The 21,627-nt window shown below is 61.5% G+C and carries 13 protein-coding genes and 2 pseudogenes; 11 read left to right on the top strand and 4 right to left on the bottom strand.

Going from position 1 to position 21,627, the window contains the following annotated elements:
* Positions 1-444 precede the first annotated feature (444 nt).
* Positions 445-4,398, top strand: coding sequence for a trifunctional transcriptional regulator/proline dehydrogenase/L-glutamate gamma-semialdehyde dehydrogenase (gene putA / locus E3Z29_RS04900; protein WP_134785268.1), 3,954 nt, complete (start codon positions 445-447; stop codon positions 4,396-4,398).
* A gap of 260 nt (positions 4,399-4,658) precedes the next feature.
* Positions 4,659-6,463: pseudogene (locus E3Z29_RS04890) on the top strand (acyl-CoA dehydrogenase).
* A 200-nt stretch (positions 6,464-6,663) separates the two neighbouring features.
* Here the strand turns inward: E3Z29_RS04890 and E3Z29_RS04885 are convergent.
* The 3 genes from E3Z29_RS04885 to E3Z29_RS04875 all read right to left on the bottom strand — a co-directional run bounded on the left by E3Z29_RS04885 (position 6,664) and on the right by E3Z29_RS04875 (position 9,230).
* The gene (locus E3Z29_RS04885; protein ID WP_134785267.1) at positions 6,664-8,601 is read right to left on the bottom strand and encodes a methyl-accepting chemotaxis protein; all 1,938 of its coding nucleotides are present in this window, start codon (positions 8,599-8,601) and stop codon (positions 6,664-6,666) included.
* A 99-nt stretch (positions 8,602-8,700) separates the two neighbouring features.
* The gene (locus E3Z29_RS04880) at positions 8,701-9,003 is read right to left on the bottom strand and encodes a cell division protein ZapA (protein WP_134785266.1); all 303 of its coding nucleotides are present in this window, start codon (positions 9,001-9,003) and stop codon (positions 8,701-8,703) included.
* Positions 9,000-9,230, bottom strand: a complete 231-nt coding sequence (locus E3Z29_RS04875) for a hypothetical protein (protein ID WP_003220969.1) — start codon at positions 9,228-9,230, stop codon at positions 9,000-9,002. The genes E3Z29_RS04880 and E3Z29_RS04875 overlap by 4 nt, the downstream gene beginning before the upstream one ends.
* Positions 9,231-9,478: 248 nt before the next feature.
* Between E3Z29_RS04875 and E3Z29_RS29885 the strand changes: the two are divergent.
* The 6 genes and pseudogenes from E3Z29_RS29885 to trxC all read left to right on the top strand — a co-directional run.
* A pseudogene (locus E3Z29_RS29885) lies at positions 9,479-10,231 on the top strand (MCP four helix bundle domain-containing protein); the annotation flags it as partial.
* A 30-nt stretch (positions 10,232-10,261) separates the two neighbouring features.
* Positions 10,262-11,134, top strand: a complete 873-nt coding sequence (locus tag E3Z29_RS29880) for a methyl-accepting chemotaxis protein (RefSeq protein ID WP_372241218.1) — start codon at positions 10,262-10,264, stop codon at positions 11,132-11,134.
* A 322-nt stretch (positions 11,135-11,456) separates the two neighbouring features.
* The gene (locus E3Z29_RS04865) at positions 11,457-13,199 is read left to right on the top strand and encodes a potassium/proton antiporter (RefSeq protein ID WP_096794715.1); all 1,743 of its coding nucleotides are present in this window, start codon (positions 11,457-11,459) and stop codon (positions 13,197-13,199) included.
* A gap of 34 nt (positions 13,200-13,233) precedes the next feature.
* On the top strand, positions 13,234-16,587 hold the full coding sequence (gene mscK, locus E3Z29_RS04860; RefSeq protein ID WP_134785264.1) for a mechanosensitive channel MscK: 3,354 nt from the start codon (positions 13,234-13,236) through the stop codon (positions 16,585-16,587).
* Positions 16,588-16,635: 48 nt separating this feature from the next.
* A complete protein-coding gene (selO, locus tag E3Z29_RS04855; protein ID WP_134785263.1) occupies positions 16,636-18,099 on the top strand; it encodes a protein adenylyltransferase SelO in 1,464 nt (487 codons plus the stop codon).
* Positions 18,100-18,179: 80 nt separating this feature from the next.
* A complete protein-coding gene (gene trxC / locus E3Z29_RS04850; protein ID WP_098966862.1) occupies positions 18,180-18,614 on the top strand; it encodes a thioredoxin TrxC in 435 nt (144 codons plus the stop codon).
* A gap of 129 nt (positions 18,615-18,743) precedes the next feature.
* Here the strand turns inward: trxC and E3Z29_RS04840 are convergent, their stop codons facing one another.
* A complete protein-coding gene (locus E3Z29_RS04840) occupies positions 18,744-19,514 on the bottom strand; it encodes a ParA family protein (RefSeq protein WP_098966861.1) in 771 nt (256 codons plus the stop codon).
* 361 nt (positions 19,515-19,875) lie between these two features.
* On the opposite strand from E3Z29_RS04840, the gene E3Z29_RS04835 reads away from it, so the two are divergent.
* Genes E3Z29_RS04835 through E3Z29_RS04825 form a run of 3 tightly spaced genes read left to right on the top strand, consistent with a single transcriptional unit; the run spans position 19,876 to position 21,621 of the window.
* On the top strand, positions 19,876-20,595 hold the full coding sequence (locus E3Z29_RS04835) for a beta-ketoacyl synthase chain length factor (RefSeq protein ID WP_098966860.1): 720 nt from the start codon (positions 19,876-19,878) through the stop codon (positions 20,593-20,595).
* Entirely contained in the window at positions 20,571-21,380 is an 810-nt protein-coding gene (locus tag E3Z29_RS04830) for a 1-acyl-sn-glycerol-3-phosphate acyltransferase (protein ID WP_027611343.1), read from the top strand. Before E3Z29_RS04835 ends, E3Z29_RS04830 begins: the two co-directional genes overlap by 25 nt.
* Complete coding sequence (locus E3Z29_RS04825) at positions 21,361-21,621, top strand: phosphopantetheine-binding protein (RefSeq protein WP_007967290.1); 261 nt, start codon at positions 21,361-21,363, stop codon at positions 21,619-21,621. The genes E3Z29_RS04830 and E3Z29_RS04825 overlap by 20 nt, the downstream gene beginning before the upstream one ends.
* Positions 21,622-21,627: the final 6 nt, after the last annotated feature.

The following is a 21,627-nucleotide window of genomic DNA, read 5'->3' as shown; positions in this document are numbered from 1 at the left end:
GGCTTTGTTTTTATGTTGCAGCGGTGATTGATCGTCCACAAACGACCACGTTTGGCAGACGAAACGGGATCCCGCGCATTTAGGACTGATGTTTCCCCAGGAAAGCCACCAGCCGATGCACCGGGTTATCCCGGTTGCACCTTGGGCGCGAATGCTATGCAACAAAGTAAAAAAGGTGCAACCAGTTTCTGGCGATTAAGTTGCACCTAGTCGGATATACCGATAAATACGCCGTTTTTGCTCCCTTTTAGCGCAGTCGAGTCTCTCTGCTAGAAGTAAAAGCACCAAGCAGGAGCGGCACTTCAGTACCAGAAAATAATTCCTGACGAAGCGTTTATTTTTCCGACAAAAAAAGGGTTGCACCCGGTTGCACCTCTTCCGGCGCACGGCTAATCTTGCCGCCAGCTGATGCCACGCAACTGTGGCAACCATGAGGATAAAAATATGGCTACCACCACCCTTGGGGTCAAACTCGATGACCCGACCCGCGAGCGCCTGAAGGCTGCCGCGACCTCGATTGATCGCACACCGCACTGGCTGATCAAGCAGGCAATTTTCAATTACCTGGAAAAACTCGAGGGTGGTGCAACCCTGACCGAGCTGAACGGTTTGACCGCCAAGGACAGCGATGACGCTGGCGAAGTGCAGACCGATCACGCCCACCAGTGCTTCCTCGAATTCGCTGAAAGCATCCTGCCGCAATCGGTACTGCGCGCATCGATCACCGCTGCTTACCGTCGCCCTGAGCCGGAAGTGGTGCCGATGCTGATCGAGCAGGCGCGCCTGCCGGCACCGATGGCCGAAGCCACCAACAAACTCGCTGCGACCATCGCGGAAAAACTGCGTAACCAGAAAAGTGCCGGCGGTCGTGCAGGCATTGTTCAGGGCCTGCTGCAGGAATTTTCCCTGTCGTCCCAGGAAGGCGTGGCCCTGATGTGCCTGGCCGAAGCACTGCTGCGTATCCCGGACAAAGGCACTCGCGATGCGCTGATCCGCGACAAGATCAGCACCGGCAACTGGCAGCCGCACCTGGGCAACAGCCCGTCGCTGTTCGTCAACGCCGCCACCTGGGGTCTGCTGCTGACAGGCAAACTGGTGTCGACCCACAACGAAGCCGGGCTGACTTCGTCGCTGAGCCGGATCATCGGCAAGAGCGGCGAGCCGATGATCCGCAAGGGCGTCGACATGGCCATGCGTCTGATGGGCGAGCAGTTCGTCACCGGCGAAACCATCGCCGAAGCGCTGGCCAACGCGAGCAAGTTCGAAGCCAAGGGCTTCCGCTATTCCTACGACATGCTCGGTGAAGCGGCACTCACCGAACACGACGCGCAGAAGTACCTGGCGTCGTACGAACAAGCCATTCACTCGATCGGCAAAGCCTCCCACGGCCGTGGGATTTATGAAGGCCCGGGCATTTCCATCAAGCTCTCGGCGCTGCACCCGCGTTACAGCCGTGCGCAGTACGAGCGGGTGATGGACGAGCTGTACCCGCGCCTGCTGTCGCTGACCCTGCTGGCCAAGCAATACGACATCGGCCTGAACATCGACGCCGAAGAAGCCGACCGCCTGGAGCTGTCGCTGGATCTGCTCGAGCGCCTGTGCTTCGAACCGCAACTGACCGGCTGGAACGGCATCGGCTTCGTGATTCAGGCTTACCAGAAGCGTTGCCCATACGTGATCGACTACGTGATCGATCTGGCCCGTCGCAGCCGTCATCGCCTGATGATCCGCCTGGTGAAAGGCGCGTACTGGGACAGCGAAATCAAGCGCGCCCAGGTCGAAGGCCTGGAAGGCTATCCGGTCTACACCCGCAAGGTGTACACCGACGTGTCCTACATCGCCTGCGCCCGCAAACTGCTGTCGGTGCCGGAAGTCATCTACCCGCAGTTCGCCACGCACAACGCCCACACCCTGTCGGCCATTTACCACATTGCCGGTCAGAACTATTACCCGGGCCAGTACGAATTCCAGTGCCTGCACGGCATGGGCGAACCGCTTTACGAGCAGGTTGTCGGCAAAGTGTCCGAAGGCAAGCTGAACCGTCCGTGCCGCGTGTACGCACCGGTCGGTACCCACGAAACCCTGCTGGCGTACCTCGTGCGTCGTCTGCTGGAAAACGGCGCCAACACTTCGTTCGTCAACCGCATTGCCGACCAGTCGATTTCGATTCAGGAACTGGTGGCCGATCCGGTGGCCCAGATCGAGCAGATGGCGACCGTGGAAGGTGGTTTCGGCCTGCCGCACCCGCGCATCCCGCTGCCGCGTGACCTCTACGGCGCCGAGCGCGCCAACTCCGCCGGCATCGACATGGCCAACGAACATCGTCTGGCCTCGCTGTCCTGCGCCCTGCTCGCCACTGCGCACAACAACTGGAAAGCCGCACCGATGCTCGGTTGCGCTTCCAGCAACGAAGCCCCGGCGCCAGTGCTGAACCCGGCGGATCACCGCGATGTGGTCGGTCACGTGCAGGAAGCCACCGTCGAAGACGTCGACAACGCGATCCAGTGCGCCCTGAATGCTGCGCCAATCTGGCAGGCTACTCCGCCAGCCGAGCGCGCGGCGATTCTGGAGCGTGCCGCCGACCTGATGGAAGGCGAGATCCAGCCACTGATGGGCCTGCTGGCCCGTGAAGCCGGCAAGACCTTCGCCAACGCCATTGCCGAAGTGCGCGAAGCGGTCGACTTCCTGCGTTACTACGCGGTGCAGGCGCGCAACGATTTCAGCAATGACGCCCACCGCCCACTGGGCCCGGTGGTGTGCATCAGCCCGTGGAACTTCCCGCTGGCCATCTTCAGCGGTCAGGTCGCTGCCGCGCTGGCCGCCGGTAACCCGGTACTGGCCAAACCGGCTGAACAGACTCCGTTGGTTGCCGCGCAAGCCGTGCGCTTGCTGCTGGAAGCCGGGATTCCCGAAGGCGTGCTGCAACTGCTGCCGGGTCGCGGTGAAACCGTCGGCGCCGGTCTGGTCGGTGATGAGCGCGTCAAAGGCGTGATGTTCACCGGTTCCACCGAAGTGGCGCGTCTGCTGCAACGCAATATCGCGGGTCGCCTCGACAGCCAGGGCCGCCCGATTCCATTGATCGCCGAAACCGGCGGGCAGAACGCGATGATCGTCGACTCCTCGGCGCTGACCGAACAAGTGGTGATCGACGTGGTGTCCTCGGCCTTCGACAGTGCCGGTCAGCGTTGCTCGGCCCTGCGCGTGCTGTGCCTGCAGGAAGATTCCGCCGACCGTGTCATCGAAATGCTCAAAGGCGCGATGGCTGAAAGCCGTCTCGGCAACCCTGAGCGTCTGTCCGTGGACATTGGCCCGGTGATCGACGCCGAAGCCAAGGCCGGCATCGACAAGCACATCCAGGGCATGCGCGATAAAGGTCGCAGCGTGTACCAGGTGGCTATCGCCGACAGCGAAGAAGTCAAACGCGGCACCTTCGTCATGCCGACCCTGATCGAATTGGAAAGCTTCGATGAACTGCAACGCGAGATCTTCGGCCCGGTGCTGCACGTGGTGCGCTACAAGCGCAAGGACATCGACCAGTTGATCGGCCAGATCAATGCCTCCGGTTATGGCCTGACCCTCGGCGTACACACCCGCATCGACGAGACCATCGCCAAGGTGATCGACAACGTCAACGCCGGTAACGTCTACGTCAACCGCAACATCGTCGGTGCCGTGGTCGGCGTGCAGCCATTCGGCGGCGAAGGCCTGTCGGGTACTGGCCCGAAAGCCGGTGGTCCGCTGTACCTGTACCGCCTGCTGTCGACCCGTCCTACTGACGCGATCGAACAATCCTTCGCTCGCGGTGATGCAGCCGTCGCCCCGGACGTGCGTCTGCGTGATGCCATGAGCAAACCGCTGAACGCCTTCAAGGCCTGGGCCGAGAGCAACCAGTACGCCGAACTGAGCACCCTGTGCGTGCAGTACGCCGCGCAATCGCAAAGCGGCATCACCCGCGTGCTGGCCGGCCCGACCGGCGAGAAGAACAGCTACGCGATCCTGCCGCGTGAACACGTGCTGTGCCTGGCCGACGTCGAAGGCGATCTGCTGACTCAACTGGCGGCGGTCTTGGCGGTCGGCGGTTCGGCGGTATGGCCGGAATCCGACATCAGCAAGGCCTTGTTCGCACGCCTACCGAAGGACGTTCAGGCGCGGATCAAACGGGTTGCCGACTGGCACAAGGATGAAGTGGTGTTTGATGCCGTGCTGCATCACGGCCATTCCGACCAGTTGCGTGGTGTCTGCCAGCAGATTGCCAAGCGTGCCGGTGCGATCGTTGGCGTTCAGGGCTTGTCCCAGGGCGAGACCAACATCGCGCTGGAGCGTCTGGTGATCGAGCGGGCGTTGAGCGTCAACACCGCGGCGGCGGGGGGTAATGCGAGCTTGATGACCATCGGTTAAACCCGATAAGTCAGGCAACCGCGATGGTTGCCTGACAATCAAATCCCAATGTGGGAGCGGGCTTGCTCGCGAAGGCGTTGTGTCAGTCGACATCTCCAGTGACTGATCCACCGCATTCGCGAGCAAGCCCGCTCCCACAGTTGTTTTGGGGTGTTTGTTAAGTCGGTGCTCGGCCCTGACATCACCGCCATCAATCATCGTATTCAGCCTTTATCAGCAAGCCTAGACTCGGCCCAATCCCAATGTTCAGGTAGGCCGCCATGTCCGAGACGCTGCTCAGTTCCCGTAATCTGGCTTTCGAGCTGTACGAAGTCCTCGATGCCGAGGGCCTGACCCGGCGTGAGCGCTTCGCCGAACACAACCGCGAGACCTTCGACGCGGCCATCGGCACCGCGCGCAGCATCGCCGAGAAATACTTCGCACCGCACAACCGCAAGGGCGACGAGAACGAGCCGCGTTATGAGAACGGTCAGGCGATGCTGATTCCCGAAGTCAAACCGGCGGTGGACGCGTTCCTCGAGGCGGGCTTCCTCAATGCCGCGCGCAGCTTCGAAGCCGGCGGCATGCAACTGCCGACGCTGCTGTCGCAAGCCTGCTTTGCGCACTTTCAAGCGGCGAACGCGGCGACCACTTCCTACCCGTTCCTGACCATGGGCGCGGCCAATCTGATCGAAAGCTTTGGCAGCGCCGAGCAGAAACAGCGCTTCCTGCAACCGATGATCGACGGGCGCTTCTTCGGCACCATGGCCCTGACCGAACCGCACGCCGGTTCCTCGCTGTCGGATATTCGTACCCGCGCCGAGCCGGCGTCTGACGGCACTTATCGGCTCAAGGGCAACAAGATCTTCATTTCCGGCGGCGATCACCCGCTGTCGGAAAACATCGTGCACATGGTCCTGGCCAAGCTGCCGGACGCGCCGCCGGGGGTGAAGGGTATTTCGCTGTTCATCGTGCCGAAATTTCTGGTCAACGATGACGGCAGCCTCGGCGAGCGCAACGATGTGCTGCTGGCCGGGCTGTTCCACAAGATGGGCTGGCGCGGCACCACTTCCACCGCGCTGAACTTCGGCGATAACGGCGAATGCGTCGGCTATCTGGTGGGCAAGCCGCACCATGGTTTGAGCTACATGTTCCAGATGATGAACGAGGCGCGGATTGGCGTCGGTATGGGCGCGGTGATGCTCGGCTACGCCGGTTACCTGTACTCGCTGGAATACGCCCGCGAACGCCCGCAAGGGCGGGTGCCAGACAGCAAGGATCCGAGCACCGCACCGGTAGCGATCATTCAGCACGCAGACGTAAGACGCATGCTGTTGACGCAAAAATCCTACGTCGAAGGGGCCTTTGACCTCGGTCTGTACGCGGCGCGGCTGTTCGATGACACCACCACGCTGGAAACCGAAGGCGAGCGCAAACAGGCCCACGAGCTGCTGGACTTGCTGACGCCGATCGTCAAATCCTGGCCGTCGGAGTTCTGCCTGAAGGCCAACGAATTGGCGATCCAGATTCTCGGCGGTCACGGTTACACCCGCGAATACCCGGGTGGAACAGTACTACCGCGACAACCGCCTGAACCCGATCCATGAAGGCACCCACGGCATTCAGTCGCTGGACTTGCTCGGGCGCAAACTGGCGCAGAACGGCGGCGCTGGGCTCAAGCAACTGATCCGCCTGATCGCCAACACTGCCGAGCGCGCGACCGCGTACGAATCGTTGACCGCACTGCGTGAGCCACTGGAGCAATTGGTGGCTCGCCTGCAAACAGTCACCATCGGCCTGCTGACCGATCTGGCGCAGGGCAAGGTCAACAGCAGCCTGGCGAATTCGGCGCTGTACCTGAAGGTGTTCGGGCACACGGTGATTGGCTGGGCGCTGGCTGGAGCAGGCGATTCGGGCTGAGGAAGGCTTGGCCAAAGGCAATGCGGCGGATGCTGACTTCTATAAGGGCAAGCTACAGGCGGCGCGGTATTTCCTGACGTGGGAAGTGCCGGGCTGTCACCATGAGCTGGCGTTGCTGGAGGCGCGGGATGATACGTGCCTGGCGATGCAGGATGGGTGGTTCTGAGAGCCAACCCTCACCCCAGCCCTCTCCCGGAGGGAGAGGGGGCCGAACAGGGTATGCTTGAATACTCCATCGACCTGAAAGAGGTCTACCGAATCCATAATCGACTGGCGTTTTCAGGTCGATGTATAGCGAGAGACGGCTCGGTCAGTCCCCTCTCCCTCCGGGAGAGGGCTAGGGTGAGGGGCTTTCAGACTCAGCACTCAGCTCAACTTGAACCCACCCATCTGCCTTGCCAGATCATCCGCCAACCGCTGCAACATCTGACAATCCTCGCGACACGCCCTCACCTCTCCGGCCGTGGCCCGGGCCAGATCGGAAATTCCCTGCACGTTGCGGTTGATCTCTTCAGTCACCGCCGATTGCTCTTCGGTCGCCGTCGCAACCTGATGGTTCATGTCGCTGATGCGCTCGACCTGCCCGGTAATCGCGGTCAACGACGCGCCAGTACGCTGGCTCGACTCAACCCCGGTGCCGGTCGCCGCCTGCCCGGTGCGCATCGAAGACACGGCATTCTCGGCGCCTTGTTTGAGGCTGCCGATCATTTGCTGGATTTCGTCGGTAGACGCCTGAGTCCTGCGCGCCAAGGTGCGCACTTCATCCGCCACCACGGCAAACCCGCGCCCCATATCTCCGGCGCGCGCCGCTTCAATCGCCGCGTTGAGCGCCAGCAGGTTGGTCTGCTCGGACACGCCGCGAATCACCGCCAGTACCGAATCGATCGACGCCACCTGATGCGCCAGCTCACCCACCGCGCCCGCCGCCACACCAATCTCATCGGACATGCTTTCGATATGACGGATCGAGCCACCGACCACTTCCCGCGCCTGCAGCGCTTCATCGCGAGCAGTTTGTGAAGCCAGCGCGGCGTTGCCGGCGTTCTGCGCAATTTCCTGCACGGTCAGGCCCATCTCATGCACCGCCGTGGCGACCATGTCGGTCATTTCCTGCTGGCGCCCGGAGCGTTCGGCGGTGTTTTCCACCACTTTCGCCACTTGGCCGACTGCTGTGCGCAGACGCTCGCTGGTGGTCAGGACTTCGCCGATCAGCCCGCGCTGGCTGTCGAGAAAACGGTTGAAGCCGCGCGCGAGATCGCCCAGCTCATCGGCGCGGCTGGAATCTAACCGATGGGTCAAATCTCCACCGCCGCTACCGATCGCTACCAGCGCGGCTGTTACCTGACGAATCGGTCGCACCAGCCCTTGGGCCAGCCACACCACCAGCGCCAGGCACACCAGTGCCACCGCCAGACCGATGCCGCCGCTCATCCACATCGCCTTGCGGGCCTCGGCGTAGATCTGCGCCTGCGGCACTTCGGCCACCAGCGTCCAGCCCAGATCGCGCAGCGGCAGGCTGAAGGCGAGGAAGTCTTCGCCATCGCGCTGGAAGGAGCTGTTGGTGGCGACTTTTTGACCCATGACCGATTGTGCAGCCGACGCGCCAATCTGCTCCGTGAGGGTGCGCTTGCCGCTGAACTGCGCCTCGGGATGGACCTGGATCAAACCGTCGGAACGCACGAGATAGACCTTTCCGCGCTCGCCAAAGCTGAAGTTGTGGATCAACTCCGACAGCTCTTTCATGCTTAGGCCGAGTCCCGCGACGCCGACCACTTTGCCGGCCTGCTCGACCTTCAAGTCAATGAACAGTGCCAATTCTCCGGTGGCGCCATCGTTGTCGATGTTCAGGGTGCGCGGCTGGTTGCTGTCGAGAAAGGCATAGAACCAGGCATCGGCCGGTTTGGCCCGGCTGAGGGTGCGATCCAGGCCTTTTTCGGTGATGTAGTGGTTGGAGTCGGTGCCGATGATCAACGCGGTGAAAGCTTTATGTTCGGCGCGGATGCCTTCCAGATACTGCGCGAAGGCCGCCGTTTTGCTGCTGTCTTCACCCGAGGCCAGCCAATCGCGCACCATGCTGTTGCTGGCGATGTCTTTGGCGGCAGTCAGGGGTTGGACGAGGATGCGTTCGATGTCGTTGCGCGTCGCTTCGATGCTCGACGGCAGCGCTTGTTCGACCAGATAGCTCTGGGCGAGGCGGTTGACCACCAGGGTATATATGCCAACCACAATCAGGATGCTGACCAGCAGGGCGGTGCCCATGCTGAGAATCAGCTGCCATTGAATACTGCGTCGCCACAACTGCATGGAGCACCCCCAAAGAATAAGTGGCCGAAACAATGCAACAGCCGTGCCGATTGTATACAACCCGATCGACAATCTATTCTTTGGTTGTGCGCAACCCTATCAGCCCTGACTGATGGTCTTGGCGATGGTGTCGACCGTGGCGCTGACTTGCTCTTGGTAACGGTCGAGTTCTTCCTGGTGCTGCTTCTTCATTTCGATCTGCTGCGAGCACAGGTTCATCGCTGCCAGCACCAGCAAGCGGTCACCGATCAGCGTCGGGTATTTGCGTTTGGTGTCGGCCAGGGCGGCCTTGAGCATCAGTGCGGCGTCCAGCAGGGTCTGTTCTTCCCCGGCCGGTGCCTTGATCGAATAGTCCTCCCCGAGAATGGAGATGACTTTTACCCCTGCGGTGCCGTGGTTCATGCGCTGACAGGGCCTGCGTTGACGCGATCAACCAGAGCCTGGATGCGCGCTGCGGTGGCGCCGTGCTTCTCTTCCTGTTCCATCAGGCTCAGTTGCAGGCTTTCGTTTTCATCCTTGGCCTGGGCCAGTTCCGTGGACAGGGTCTGGTTGGTTTGCGTGAGGGTCTGGTTCTGTTGCACCAGGTCGCTGACGAGCTGTTCCAATTGGCTGAGGGATGCTTCCAACATTTTGATCTTCCAGGCGTTTTTCAAAGGGCGCGTACGATAAAGAAAAGTCACTGCGGATGCCAGGGTTATACCGGCGCAAGGCCTTGATTTTCCTGGCGGCCGACCGTTCTCGCGAGTTTAAAAGACTGTGATCTGCCGATCTGGTTCCTGCACTTCGTCGCTCAGGCCCATATGCGACAAATACGCACAGTGCCTCAAGACTTTAGTCGTATGACCGATAAGTCATCCATACAGCAGTCTCAGCCCGCATGGATGCGGCCCTTTTTGGTATCCGCACCATGTCCCTTCGCAATATGAATATCGCCCCCCGGGCGTTCACCGGCTTCGCCCTGATCGGCGGCCTGATGCTGATTCTAGGCGTGTTCGCCCTGAACCAGATGAGCAAAATCCGCGGCGCTGCCGAGGACATCACCAACAGCAGCGTGCCGAGCATCAAGAACCTCGACGAGTTCACCCAACTGACCTTGCGCCTGCGGGTGCTGTCCTACCGCTTGCTGGTCAATCGCGAGCCGGACGTACAGCAGAAGACCATGGAACTGCTGGACACCCGCAACCAGCAGATCCGCGCTGCCCAATCGGCCTATGAGCCGTTGATCAGCGGCCCGCAGGAACGCGCGGCCTACGATCAATATGTGCAGTTGCTCGGCCAGTACCGTCAGATCGAAGACCGGATGAAGAGCCTGTCGCGCAACAATCAGGTGGACGAGTTGCGCAACCTGCTCAACACCGAGTTGCTGAACAACTCCGAAGCGATGAACACCGTGCTCAACCGCCTGATGCAGATCAACGGCGAGCAGATCAGCCAGACCAATCAAGAGGCGGTCGACCAGTATTCCTCGGCGTTCAATCTGGTGGTCACCCTGCTGGTCGTGGCGACCGGCCTGACCTTCCTGTTCGCCTGGCTGCTGACCATCAGCATCACCAAGCCGATTTCCAAAGCGCTGGACGCGGCGGAAACCATCGCCGAAGGTAACTTGACCCAACCGATCCACGTCGACGGCACCGACGAAGCCGGGCGTCTGCTGGCTGCCATGGCCAAGATGCAATCGAGGTTGCGCGACACCTTGCAGCGCATTTCCGGCTCGGCCACCCAACTGGCTTCCGCCGCTGAAGAACTGAACAGCGTCACCGACGAAAGCGCCCGCGGCCTGACCCAGCAGAACAACGAAATCGAACAGGCCGCCACCGCGGTCAACGAGATGACCAGCGCCGTGGAAGAAGTCGCGCGCAATGCGGTGAGCACTTCGGAAGCCTCGAAGAACGCCACCACTTCGGCCGGCGACGGCCGTGACCTGGTACAGGAAACCGTCAGCGCCATCGAACGCATGAGCGCCGACGTACAGAGCACCGCGACCCTGATCGGCGATCTGGCGAATGAATCCCGTGACATCGGCAAGGTGCTGGACGTGATTCGTGGCCTGGCGGATCAGACCAACCTGTTGGCCCTGAACGCGGCGATTGAAGCGGCCCGTGCCGGTGAAGCCGGTCGCGGTTTTGCTGTGGTGGCGGACGAGGTTCGTGCCTTGGCCCATCGCACCCAGCAGTCGACCAGCGAAATCGAACGCATGATCGGCAGCATCCAGAGCGGCACCGAACACGCCGTGGATTCGATGCGCAACAGCACCGAGCGCGCCGAATCGACGCTGAACATCGCGCGGGGTGCCGGGATGTCGCTGGACACCATCAATACCGCGATCGTCGAGATCAACGAGCGCAATCTGGTGATCGCCAGCGCCGCTGAAGAACAGGCACAAGTGGCCCGCGAAGTGGATCGCAACCTGGTGAACATCCGCGACCTGTCGGTGCAATCGGCTACCGGCGCGAATCAGACCAGTGCGGCGAGCAACGAGCTGTCGCGCCTGGCGCTGGATCTGAACAATATGGTTGGGCGGTTCAGCCTGTAAATTTTCAGATCAAGGTCAAAAGCCCCTCACCCCAGCCCTCTCCCAGAGGGAGAGGGGGAAAGGGAGCACATTGGGGGCTTTGCAGATTTTGAGTTCGGCTCGATATTGCAGGTCGGTGTAACTTGAACAAACCCCGCGGTCGGTCCCCTCTCCCTCCGGGAGAGGGCTAGGGTGAGGGTAGCGATCCCCAGCCGAACCCATACCTCAAATCCCATAGCGTAAAAAGCTTTTTGACAGCATCACATTTCAACAGGTTAGAATCGCTGGCACGCAGACTGCATGGTCAGTTTGTGCCCGTCTTTACGCTTCTGGAGTACTGCCTTTGAATGCGACGACCATCAACAGCCTGTTCTTGATCGGCGCGTTGCTGGTAGGTGCGAGCATTCTTGTCAGCTCACTTTCCTCCCGTCTCGGCATCCCGATTCTGGTCATCATCCTCGCGGTCGGCATGGCCGCCGGGGTCGATGGCGGCGGGATCATTTTCGATAACTACCCGACGGCCTATCTGGTCGGCAACCTCGCACTGGCGGTGATCCTCCTCGACGGCGGCTTGCGCACGCGGGTCTCGAGTTTCCGCGTGGCCCTGTGGCCGGCGCTGTCGCTGGCGACGGTCGGGGTGTTGATCACCACCGGGCTGACCGGTATGGCCGCGGCATGGCTGTTCGACCTGAACCTGATCCAGGGCCTGCTGATCGGCGCCATCGTCGGCTCCACGGACGCCGCCGCAGTGTTCTCGCTGCTCGGCGGCAAGGGCCTCAACGAACGGGTGACCGCCAGCCTGGAAATCGAATCCGGCAGCAACGACCCGATGGCGGTGTTTCTCACCGTGACCCTGATCGACATGCTCGCCAGCGGCCAGACCGGCCTGCACTGGAGCCTGTTGACCCACCTGATCCGCGAATTCGGTATCGGTGGCGTGATCGGTCTGGGCGGTGGCTGGCTGATGCTGCAACTGGTCAACCGGATCAACCTCGCTACCGGCCTGTACCCGATTCTGGTGATCGCCGGCGGCCTGGTGGTGTTCGCCCTGACCAACGCCCTGCACGGCAGCGGCTTCCTCGCGGTGTACCTGTGCGGTCTGGTGATCGGTAACCGCCCGGTGCGCAGCCGTCACGGCATTCTGCACATGCTCGATGGCATGGCGTGGCTGGCGCAGATCGGCATGTTCCTGGTGCTGGGGCTGCTGGTCACTCCGCACGATCTGCTGCCGATCGCCCTGCCGGCGCTGGGTCTGGCGCTATGGATGATTCTGTTCGCCCGGCCGCTGTCGGTGCTGGTCGGCCTGCTGCCGTTCAAGGCGTTCCACGGCCGCGAGAAAGCGTTTATTTCCTGGGTCGGGTTGCGCGGCGCGGTACCGATCATTCTCGCGGTGTTCCCGCTGATGGCCGGGTTGCCGAATGCGCAGCTGTACTTCAACCTCGCGTTCTTCATTGTGCTGGTGTCGCTGCTGGTGCAGGGCACGAGCCTGCCGTGGGTGGCCAAACTGTTGAAGGTGACGGTCCCGCCGGAGCCGGCGCCGATTTCCCGTTCGGCACTGGAAGTGCACATCACCAGCGAGTGGGAGCTGTTCGTTTACAAGCTCGGCGCCGAGAAATGGTGCATCGGTTCGCCCCTGCGCGAGCTGAAAATGCCCGAAGGCACACGTATCGCCGCCCTGTTTCGTGGCCAGCAACTGCTCCATCCGTCGGGTAGTACGGTGCTGGAAGTCGATGATTTGCTGTGTGTTATCGGCCATGAACACAACTTGCCAGCGCTCGGAAAACTGTTCAGCCAGGCGCCGCAACGCGGCCTCGATCTGCGCTTCTTCGGCGACTTCGTGCTCGAAGGAGACGCCCAGCTTAAAGCGGTTGCCGCGCTGTATGGCCTACCGGCCGAGGGCATCGATCCGGACATGACCCTGGGCGCGTTCATTGCCCATAAGGTCGGGGGGGCGCCGATCGTTGGCGACCAGGTGGAGTGGAACAACACTCACTGGACGGTCGCGGTCATGGACGGGAACAAGATCGGCAAAGTGGGCGTCAGATTCCCCGAAGGAAGTCGCCCGGGCCCCGGTCTCTTCCTCTAAACTGCGTCCACTCTCACTTGTTTGACCGGTCTCTATGCCTACCCTGCGCTCTTTCTTTTTCGCGGCCCTGCTGGGCCTGAGTCTTTCCGTCGGCCCGCTCTACGCCGCCGAACCGCCGTCCAGCGAAGCCGTGCAGGCCAGCCTCGACAAACTGGCCGACAGCAAACTGCCGGATGCCGACAAAAAGAGCCTGCAGACGGTCCTGCAAACCACGCTCAATCAACTCAACAGCCGGCGTGATTACGACCAGAAGCTGATCGACCTCAAGCAGCAACTGGCCTCCGCCCCTCGGCAGACCATCGAGAACACCCGCGAACTGACGCGCCTCAAGGCCACGCCAGTGGTGCCGGTGGCGCAGCGCTTCACCAAAGAGTCGATCCAGCAGCTGGAGCAGATCCTCACCGATCGCTCGACCCAGCAAAGCGACCTGCAAAAGGCCCTGGCCGATGCCAACAGCCTGATCATCACCGCCCAGACTCGCCCCGAGCGTGCACAGGCAGAAATCTCTGCCAGCCAGACGCGCATCCAGCAGATCAACAACATCCTCAAGTCCGGCAAGGATGCGGGCAAGACCGTCAGCGCCGAGCAGCGCGACCAGTTGAACGCCGAGCTCGCCGCGTTGAACTCACTGATTCCGCTGCGCCGCCAGGAACTGGCGGGCAACAGCCAGCTGCAGGATCTGGGCAACAGTCAGCACGACCTGCTCTCGGAGAAATCCGACCGTCTCGATCGCGAGATCCAGGAACTGCAGACCCTGATCAACCAGAAGCGTCTGGCGCAATCTCAGGAAACCGTGACCCAGCAGTCGATCGAGGCGCAGAAGGCCGGCGGCAGCAGCCTGCTCGCCACCGAAAGTGCGGCCAACCTCAAGCTCTCCGATTACCTGCTCAAAAGCACCGACCGCCTCAACGAAGTCACTCAACAGAACCTGCAGACCAAACAGCAACTCGACAGCCTGACCCAGAGCGACTCGGCTCTCGACGAGCAGATCAACGTGCTCAAGGGCAGTCTGCTGCTGTCGAAGATTCTCTATAAGCAGAAACAGGCGCTGCCCCGGCTCAAGGTCGACCGCGATCTGGCGGACCAGATTGCCGACATTCGCCTGTATCAGTTCGAAGTCAGCCAGCAGCGCGAACTGCTGAGCAATCCGGCGACCTACGTCGACAACCTGCTTTCCACCCAGCCGCCGGAACAAGTCACCCCGCAATTGCGCAAGAGCCTGATGGAACTGGCCAACACCCGCGCCGACCTGCTGGAGCGTCTGAACCGCGAACTGAGCGCGGTGCTCAACGAATCGATCACCCTGCAACTCAACCAGAAACAACTGCTGAGCACCGCGCAGAGCCTGCGTGCGACTCTCGACGAGCAGATGTTCTGGATCCCCAGCAACAAGCCGCTGGACGCGGAATGGATTCGCGGCGTGCCAGAGCGGCTCAAGCGCCAGATCGACACCCTGCCGCTGGCCTCAAGCCTGAGCGAGCTGACCGACGGCCTGACCCAGCGCCCGCTGTTATTCCTGCCGCTGGCCTTGCTGATCGGCGCTCTGCTGTGGCGGCGCAAGGCGCTGTATGCGCGACTGAACAAGGTTCACCAGGACATCGGGCACTTCAAGCGTGACAGCCAGTGGCATACGCCCCAGGCGATTCTGATCAACATTCTGCTGGCGATGCCGGTGGCGCTGGGTCTGGGTCTGTGCGGTCTGGCCCTGCAGATCGACGCCCGCGGTCAGAATGCCAACATGGGCGCGGCGTTGCTGCAAATGGGTCAGGCGTGGCTGGTGTTCTACACCGCTTACCGGATTCTCTCGCCGGGCGGCGTGGCGGAGTTGCACTTCCGCTGGGACAAACCGCAGGTCGAGTTCCTTCAGGGCTGGATCCGTCGCCTCGGGCTGGTGGTGATGGCGCTGGTGACCGTGGTGGCGGTGGCCGAATTGCAACCGGCAGCGCTGGCTGACGACGTGCTCGGCATGCCGGTGGTATTGACCTGCTACGCCCTGATGGCGTGGCTGCTCAGCCGTCTGCTGATCAGCAGTCCGGCCCACGAAAACACCTCATTGTTCCGCAGGGCCGTGGGCGTGATGTTCACCCTGCTGCCAATCGCCCTGTTCGTCGCGGTGTGCTTCGGCTACTACTACACCGCGCTGAAACTCAGCGACCGGTTGATCAACACCCTGTACCTGCTGATGTTCTGGCTGGTGATCGAGGCTACCTTCGTCCGTGGTCTGGCGGTCGCCGCACGCCGCTTGGCCTATCAGCGCGCCCTGGCCAAACGTCAGGCGGCGAAAGAGGCCGGCGACGGCGAAGCGGTGATCGAAGAGCCGACCCTGGACATCGAAAAAGTCAACGAACAATCCCTGCGCCTGATCCGTCTGGCACTGCTCGGCGGCTTCATCGCCGCGCTGTACTGGGTCTGGGCTGACCTGATTTCGGTGTTCTCGTACCTCGACAACATCACCCTCTACGAATACACCAGCGGCACTGGCGCGAACATGAGCATGGTGCCGATCAGCATCGGCGACATGCTCGGCGCGCTGATCATCATCGGCATCACCTTCGCCCTCGCCCGCAACCTGCCGGGTCTGCTCGAAGTGTTCGTGCTGTCGAAACTCAATCTGGCGCAGGGCAGCGCCTATGCGACCACGACGCTGCTGTCTTACGTGATCGCCGGTGTCGGTTTTGTCTCGACCCTGTCGACCCTCGGCGTCAGCTGGGACAAGTTGCAATGGCTGGTGGCGGCGCTGTCGGTCGGCCTCGGTTTCGGTATGCAGGAGATCTTCGCCAACTTCATCTCCGGCATCATGATCCTGTTCGAGCGTCCGGTGCGGATCGGCGACACCATCACCATCGGCAACCTGTCGGGCACGGTGAGCAAGATCCGCATCCGCGCCACGACCATCACCGACTTCGACCGCAAGGACATCATTGTCCCGAACAAGACGTTCATCACCGGGCAACTGATCAACTGGTCGCTGACCGACACCATCACCCGCGTCACCCTGAAACTCGGCGTGGACTACGGCTCCGACCTGGATCTGGTCAAGGAACTGTTGCTCAAGGCCGCCCGGGAAAACCCGCGCGTGCTCAAAGAGCCCGAGCCGCACGTGTACTTCCTCAACTTCGGCGAAAGCACCCTCGACCACGAATTGCGCATGCATGTGCGCGACCTCGGTGACCGCAACCCGGTGATCGACGAAGTGAACCGCTTCATCAACCGCGAGTTCAAGAAGCAGCACATCAACATCTCGTTCCGCCAGATGGAGGTGTACCTGAAGAACCTCCACGGTCAGGAATACAAGTTGGTGCCCATCGAGGACGAGAACAAAACCATCGTTCCGATCGACGCCGAGCAAAAGCCGCTGCAAGAGCCGCCGCCGGCCAAACTCGACTAACCGGTCTGATCCCAGCAGAATGCTCGGACATTCTGCTGGAGCCGGCCCTTGAAAGCCCTCGACGAACTGACCTTCGACAATCGCTTCGCCCGCCTCGGCGATTCGTTCTCCGCCCATGTGCTGCCCGAGCCGATCGACAACCCGCGTCTGGTCGTCGCCAGCCCGGCGGCCCTGGCCTTGCTCGATCTTGATCCGGCAACCGCTGAGACTCAGGAATTCGCTGAACTGTTCGGCGGCCACAAGTTGTGGGCCGATGCCGAACCACGGGCGATGGTCTATTCCGGGCATCAGTTCGGCGGCTACACGCCACAACTGGGTGATGGTCGCGGGCTGTTGCTCGGCGAGGTGTGTAACCAGGCCGGCGAACACTGGGACCTGCATCTGAAGGGCGCCGGGCAGACGCCGTTTTCGCGCATGGGCGATGGCCGCGCGGTGTTGCGTTCGTCGATCCGCGAATTCCTAGCCTCCGAAGCGCTGCACGCGCTGAACATCCCGTCTTCGCGCGTGGCCTGCGTGATTGGCTCCGACACTCCGGTGTGGCGCGAGAAGCAGGAGCGCGCGGCGATGGTGTTGCGTCTGGCGCCGAGCCATGTGCGCTTCGGCCACTTCGAATACTTCTACTACACCAAGCGTCCCGAGCAGCAGAAACAGCTCGGAGAACACGTACTGGCGATGCACTATCCCGAGTGCCTGGAGCAACCGGAACCGTATCTGGCGATGTTCCGCGAGATCGTCGAGCGCAATGCCGAACTGATCGCCAAGTGGCAGGCCTACGGCTTCTGTCACGGGGTGATGAACACCGACAACATGTCGATCCTCGGCATCACCTTCGACTTCGGCCCGTTCGCCTTCCTCGACGACTTTGACGCCAACTTCATCTGCAACCACTCGGATGATCAGGGCCGCTACTCGTTCAGCAACCAGGTGCCGATCGGCCAGTGGAACCTCAGCGCTCTAGCCCAGGCCCTGACGCCGTTCATCAGCGTCGAAGCCCTGCGCGAAACCCTCGGTTTGTACCTGCCGTTGTTCCAGGCGCACTACCTCGACCTGATGCGCCGCCGCCTCGGTTTCACCAGCGCCGAGGATGACGACCAGAAACTGCTCGAAGACCTGTTGCAACTGATGCAGAACAGCGGCGTCGATTACACGCTGTTCTTCCGCCATCTCGGCGAAGAGTCCGCAGAGCAGGCTGTCGCCCGCTTGCGCGATGACTTCGTCGACATCAAAGGCTTCGATGCCTGGGCCGAGCGTTACGTGGCGCGCGTTGCCCGCGATGGCGACAGCGATCAGCAGCAACGCCGGGCGCGGATGCACGCGGTCAATCCGCTGTACATCCTGCGCAACTACTTGGCGCAGAAGGCTATCGATGCCGCCGAGCAAGGCGACTACTCAGAAGTGCGCCGGCTGCATGCGGTGCTGAGCACGCCGTTCGACGAGCAGCCGGGGATGGAAGGTTATGCCGAGCGGCCGCCGGAGTGGGGCAAGCATCTGGAGATCAGTTGTTCGTCTTGAGGCTCCGGATTCAACCTTGATAAACGCCTCGTACGACTCCAGATCAGTCGTACGAGATATCAACTTAAACCGAGCCCGTCATGACCACTCCACTCCTCATCCCCTGCCCCGCCTGCAACGGCCTCAACCGCATCCCCGCCGAACGCCTGGGCGATCAGCCGAAATGCGGGCGCTGCAAGTCCGCGGTGCTGTTGAGCAAGCCGTTCGAACTCGAGCAAGGCGACTACGCCAGCCAGATCAAAGGAGATCTGCCGTTGTTGGTGGATGTGTGGGCGGACTGGTGTGGGCCGTGCAAGTCCTTTGCGCCGGTATTCGAGCAGGCGGCCGCGCAGTTGGCGGGCAAGTGCCGCTTGGCCAAGCTCGACAGCGAGGCCAATCAGCAGTTGTCAGCGCAGTTGGGGATTCGCTCGATTCCGAGTTTGATTCTGTTCAAGAACGGTCGGGAAGTGGCGCGCCAGAGCGGGGCGTTTCCGTTGCCACAGTTGATGGCGTGGCTGCGTAGCCAGGGCATCTGACCCAACACAAATTCAATTGTAGGAGTGAGCCTGCTCGCGATGGCGTCTTTTCAGGCAACTCAGATGCTCGCAGACAGGACGCCATCGCGAGCAGGCTCACTCCTACAGGTGATCTGAGTAGCTCAGGGATCAATGGTCTTCGAGCAGGTTGTGCAGTTCGACGAACTGCTGCGTCAGCTTGTGCCGCGGGTCGAGGTGGATCAGCGGGGTGCTGGCCTGGTGCGACTCGCGCATGCGCACCGAGCTGCTCAAGTACACCGGCAGCACCGGCAAACCTTCAGCGATCAACTCATCAAGCATCTGCTGCGGCAGGCTGGCCCGGGCCTGGAACTGGTTGACCACGATGCCTTCGACTTCCAGACCTTCGTTGTGGTCCTCCTTCAACTCTCCGATCTCCGCCAGCAGGCCGTACAGCGCCTGCCGCGAGAAGCTGTCGCAATCGAAGGGAATCAGCACACGATCGGCGGCAATCAATGCCGACACTGCATAAAAATTCAGCGCCGGCGGCGTGTCGAGGTAGATCCGGTCGTAATCTTCCGACAACTCGTCCAGCAACTTACGCAGCTTGTTGATCTTGTGTTTGGCCTCAAGCTTGGGCTGCAGGTCGGCCAGCTCAGCGGTAGCGGTGATGATGTGCAGGTTGTCGAACGGGGTTTCGTAGATGTCGGCCTGGTTTTTCTTCGAGAACGGCCCAGATGACAAGGTTTGCTTGAAGAAATCGGCAATGCCCATCGGTATGTCATCGCCGGTGAGCCCCGTCAGGTACTGAGTGGAGTTGGCCTGGGCATCGAGGTCGACCAACAGCGTGCGATAGCCCTCGCTGGCACTCACCGCTGCCAGATTGCAGGCAATGCTGGATTTGCCCACGCCACCTTTCTGATTGAACACCACGCGCCGCATGACAAAACCTCCGTGTATCAAAGAATGACCGAGTGTAGTTGCCTGTGCGTGCGCTTCGCTACCTTCAACGAAGCGGACTACAGAGTCAGGCGCAAAAATCAGCGGGCACGGCGGGTAAAAACCTCCCGAGTGCGCTGATATGCCCGACAGACAAATCCCGCACGATCCGGATAATGGCCAAATGACATTTTTTCCACGAACCACTCGGTACATTTCGTTGCGTAAAACGTAACCAACATTTGCTACACACTCGTCGCACCGGGATAATGCGCGCCACCCGGCGCCATGCGCCACCTCAGGTCAGCCGCGGCCCTGGCGACTCAAAGCGTCATAAAAGCCCGCAGGGGCGGGATGAACATCCGTGATCAACTTCAACATCGCCCAATGGCGCGCGTGGGCCCCGGGGCTCGACAGCGTGGACGCGTGGCAGGCCTGGAGCCGACAACCGGTCGTACTCCCGAGCAGCGATGCCGCGCCCGATGTGTCGTTTCTGCCAGCCATGCAGCGCCGACGCCTCAGCCGTCTGGCGCGGATGGCGTTCAGTGTCGGCTGGCCGCTGGCCGATGGACGGGAAAACCTGCCGCTGGTGTTTGTTTCACGACACGGCGAAACCCCGCGCACCTTCGAGATCCTCAGTGATCTGGCCAAGGACGAGCCGTTGTCGCCGACCCAGTTCAGCCTGTCGGTGCACAACGCGATCATTGGTCTGTGGTCGATCATGCGCGGTGAAAACAGCGAAATGACTGCACTGGCGGCCGCAGGCGATGGCCTGGAACACGGCATCATCGAAGCCTCCGCCCTGCTCGCTGAAGGCGCTCCCGCGGTTCTGCTGATCATCACCGAAGAACAGCCGCCCGAGGCCTATTTGCAGTGGGTCGACGACGTACCGTTCCCTTATGCGCTGGGTCTGCTGCTCACCCCCGGTACCGACTGGCGGCTGACCCTGAACAGCGGCCAGGAAACAGTGTCCAAAGCGCACTGGCCACACGCGCTGAATCTGTTGCGCGCCCTGCTCGGTCAGCAAACCCATTGCCAACATGCCTGGAAAAATCGTGTATGGACCTGGCAACGCAACCCGTGACCGAGAAGAACCGCGACGCCTATTACTGGCGCTTGCTGGCCACCGCCGCCAGTTTCACCCTGTTCGGGCTCGGCGGGCTGTGCCTGCGCTTGCTGGTATTTCCGCTGCTCGGCTGTTTGCCGGGTGACGCGCTCAGGCATCGTCAACGCGCACGGCAAACCGTCAGTCGGCTGTTCTGGTTTTTCGTGCGGTTCATGGCCCGCACCGGTGTGCTGACTTATGACATTCAAGGGGCCGAACGCCTCGGGCGTCCAGGGCAGATGATCATCGCCAACCACCCGTCGCTGATCGACGTGGTGTTCCTGATCGGCCTGGTGCGCCAGGCCAATTGCGTGGTGAAGAAAAGCCTGTGGGAAAACCCCTTCACCCGCGGCCCGCTGCGCAGTACCGAATACATCAGCAACGACGGCAGCATGGACATGCTCGACGCTGCCGCCGAGTCCCTGCAAAACGGCCAGACCCTGATCATTTTCCCCGAGGGCACGCGCACTCAACCTGGTCAGGCGCCAGCCTTTCATCGGGGGGCTGCAGCGATTGCCCTGCGCGGTGCGAAAATCCTTACGCCAGTGGTCATCAAGGTCAATCCGACCACCCTGACCAAGGCCGAACCCTGGTATCGCATCCCCCACCGCCGCGTGCACTTCAGTTTTCGTGTCGGGGCCGATATAGATCCACAGACTTTCGCCACGCAAGGCCCGGCACCGCAGGCCTCGCGCAAGCTCAATGATTATTTGCACTCTTACTACATTAAGGAGCTCGCCGAAGATGAGCGATCTGCACCGTGAAATAAAACTGCTGATCATCGACGCCCTGGGCCTCGAAGACATCAGCGTCGACGACATCGGCGACGAGCAGACGCTGTTCGGCGAAGGCCTGGGCCTGGATTCGGTCGACGCACTGGAACTGGGTCTGGCGATCCAGAAAAAGTACGGTATCAAGATCGACGCCGACGCCAAAGACACCCGTAACCACTTCACCAATGTGGCGAGCCTTGCGGCGTTCGTCACGGCAAAACAGGCAGCTTGAGACCGG

It is taken from the genome of Pseudomonas sp. S150 (assembly GCF_004526365.1).
Classification (GTDB): Bacteria; Pseudomonadota; Gammaproteobacteria; order Pseudomonadales; family Pseudomonadaceae; genus Aquipseudomonas; species Aquipseudomonas putida_A.
This window is presented reverse-complemented; position numbering and strand designations above follow the sequence as displayed.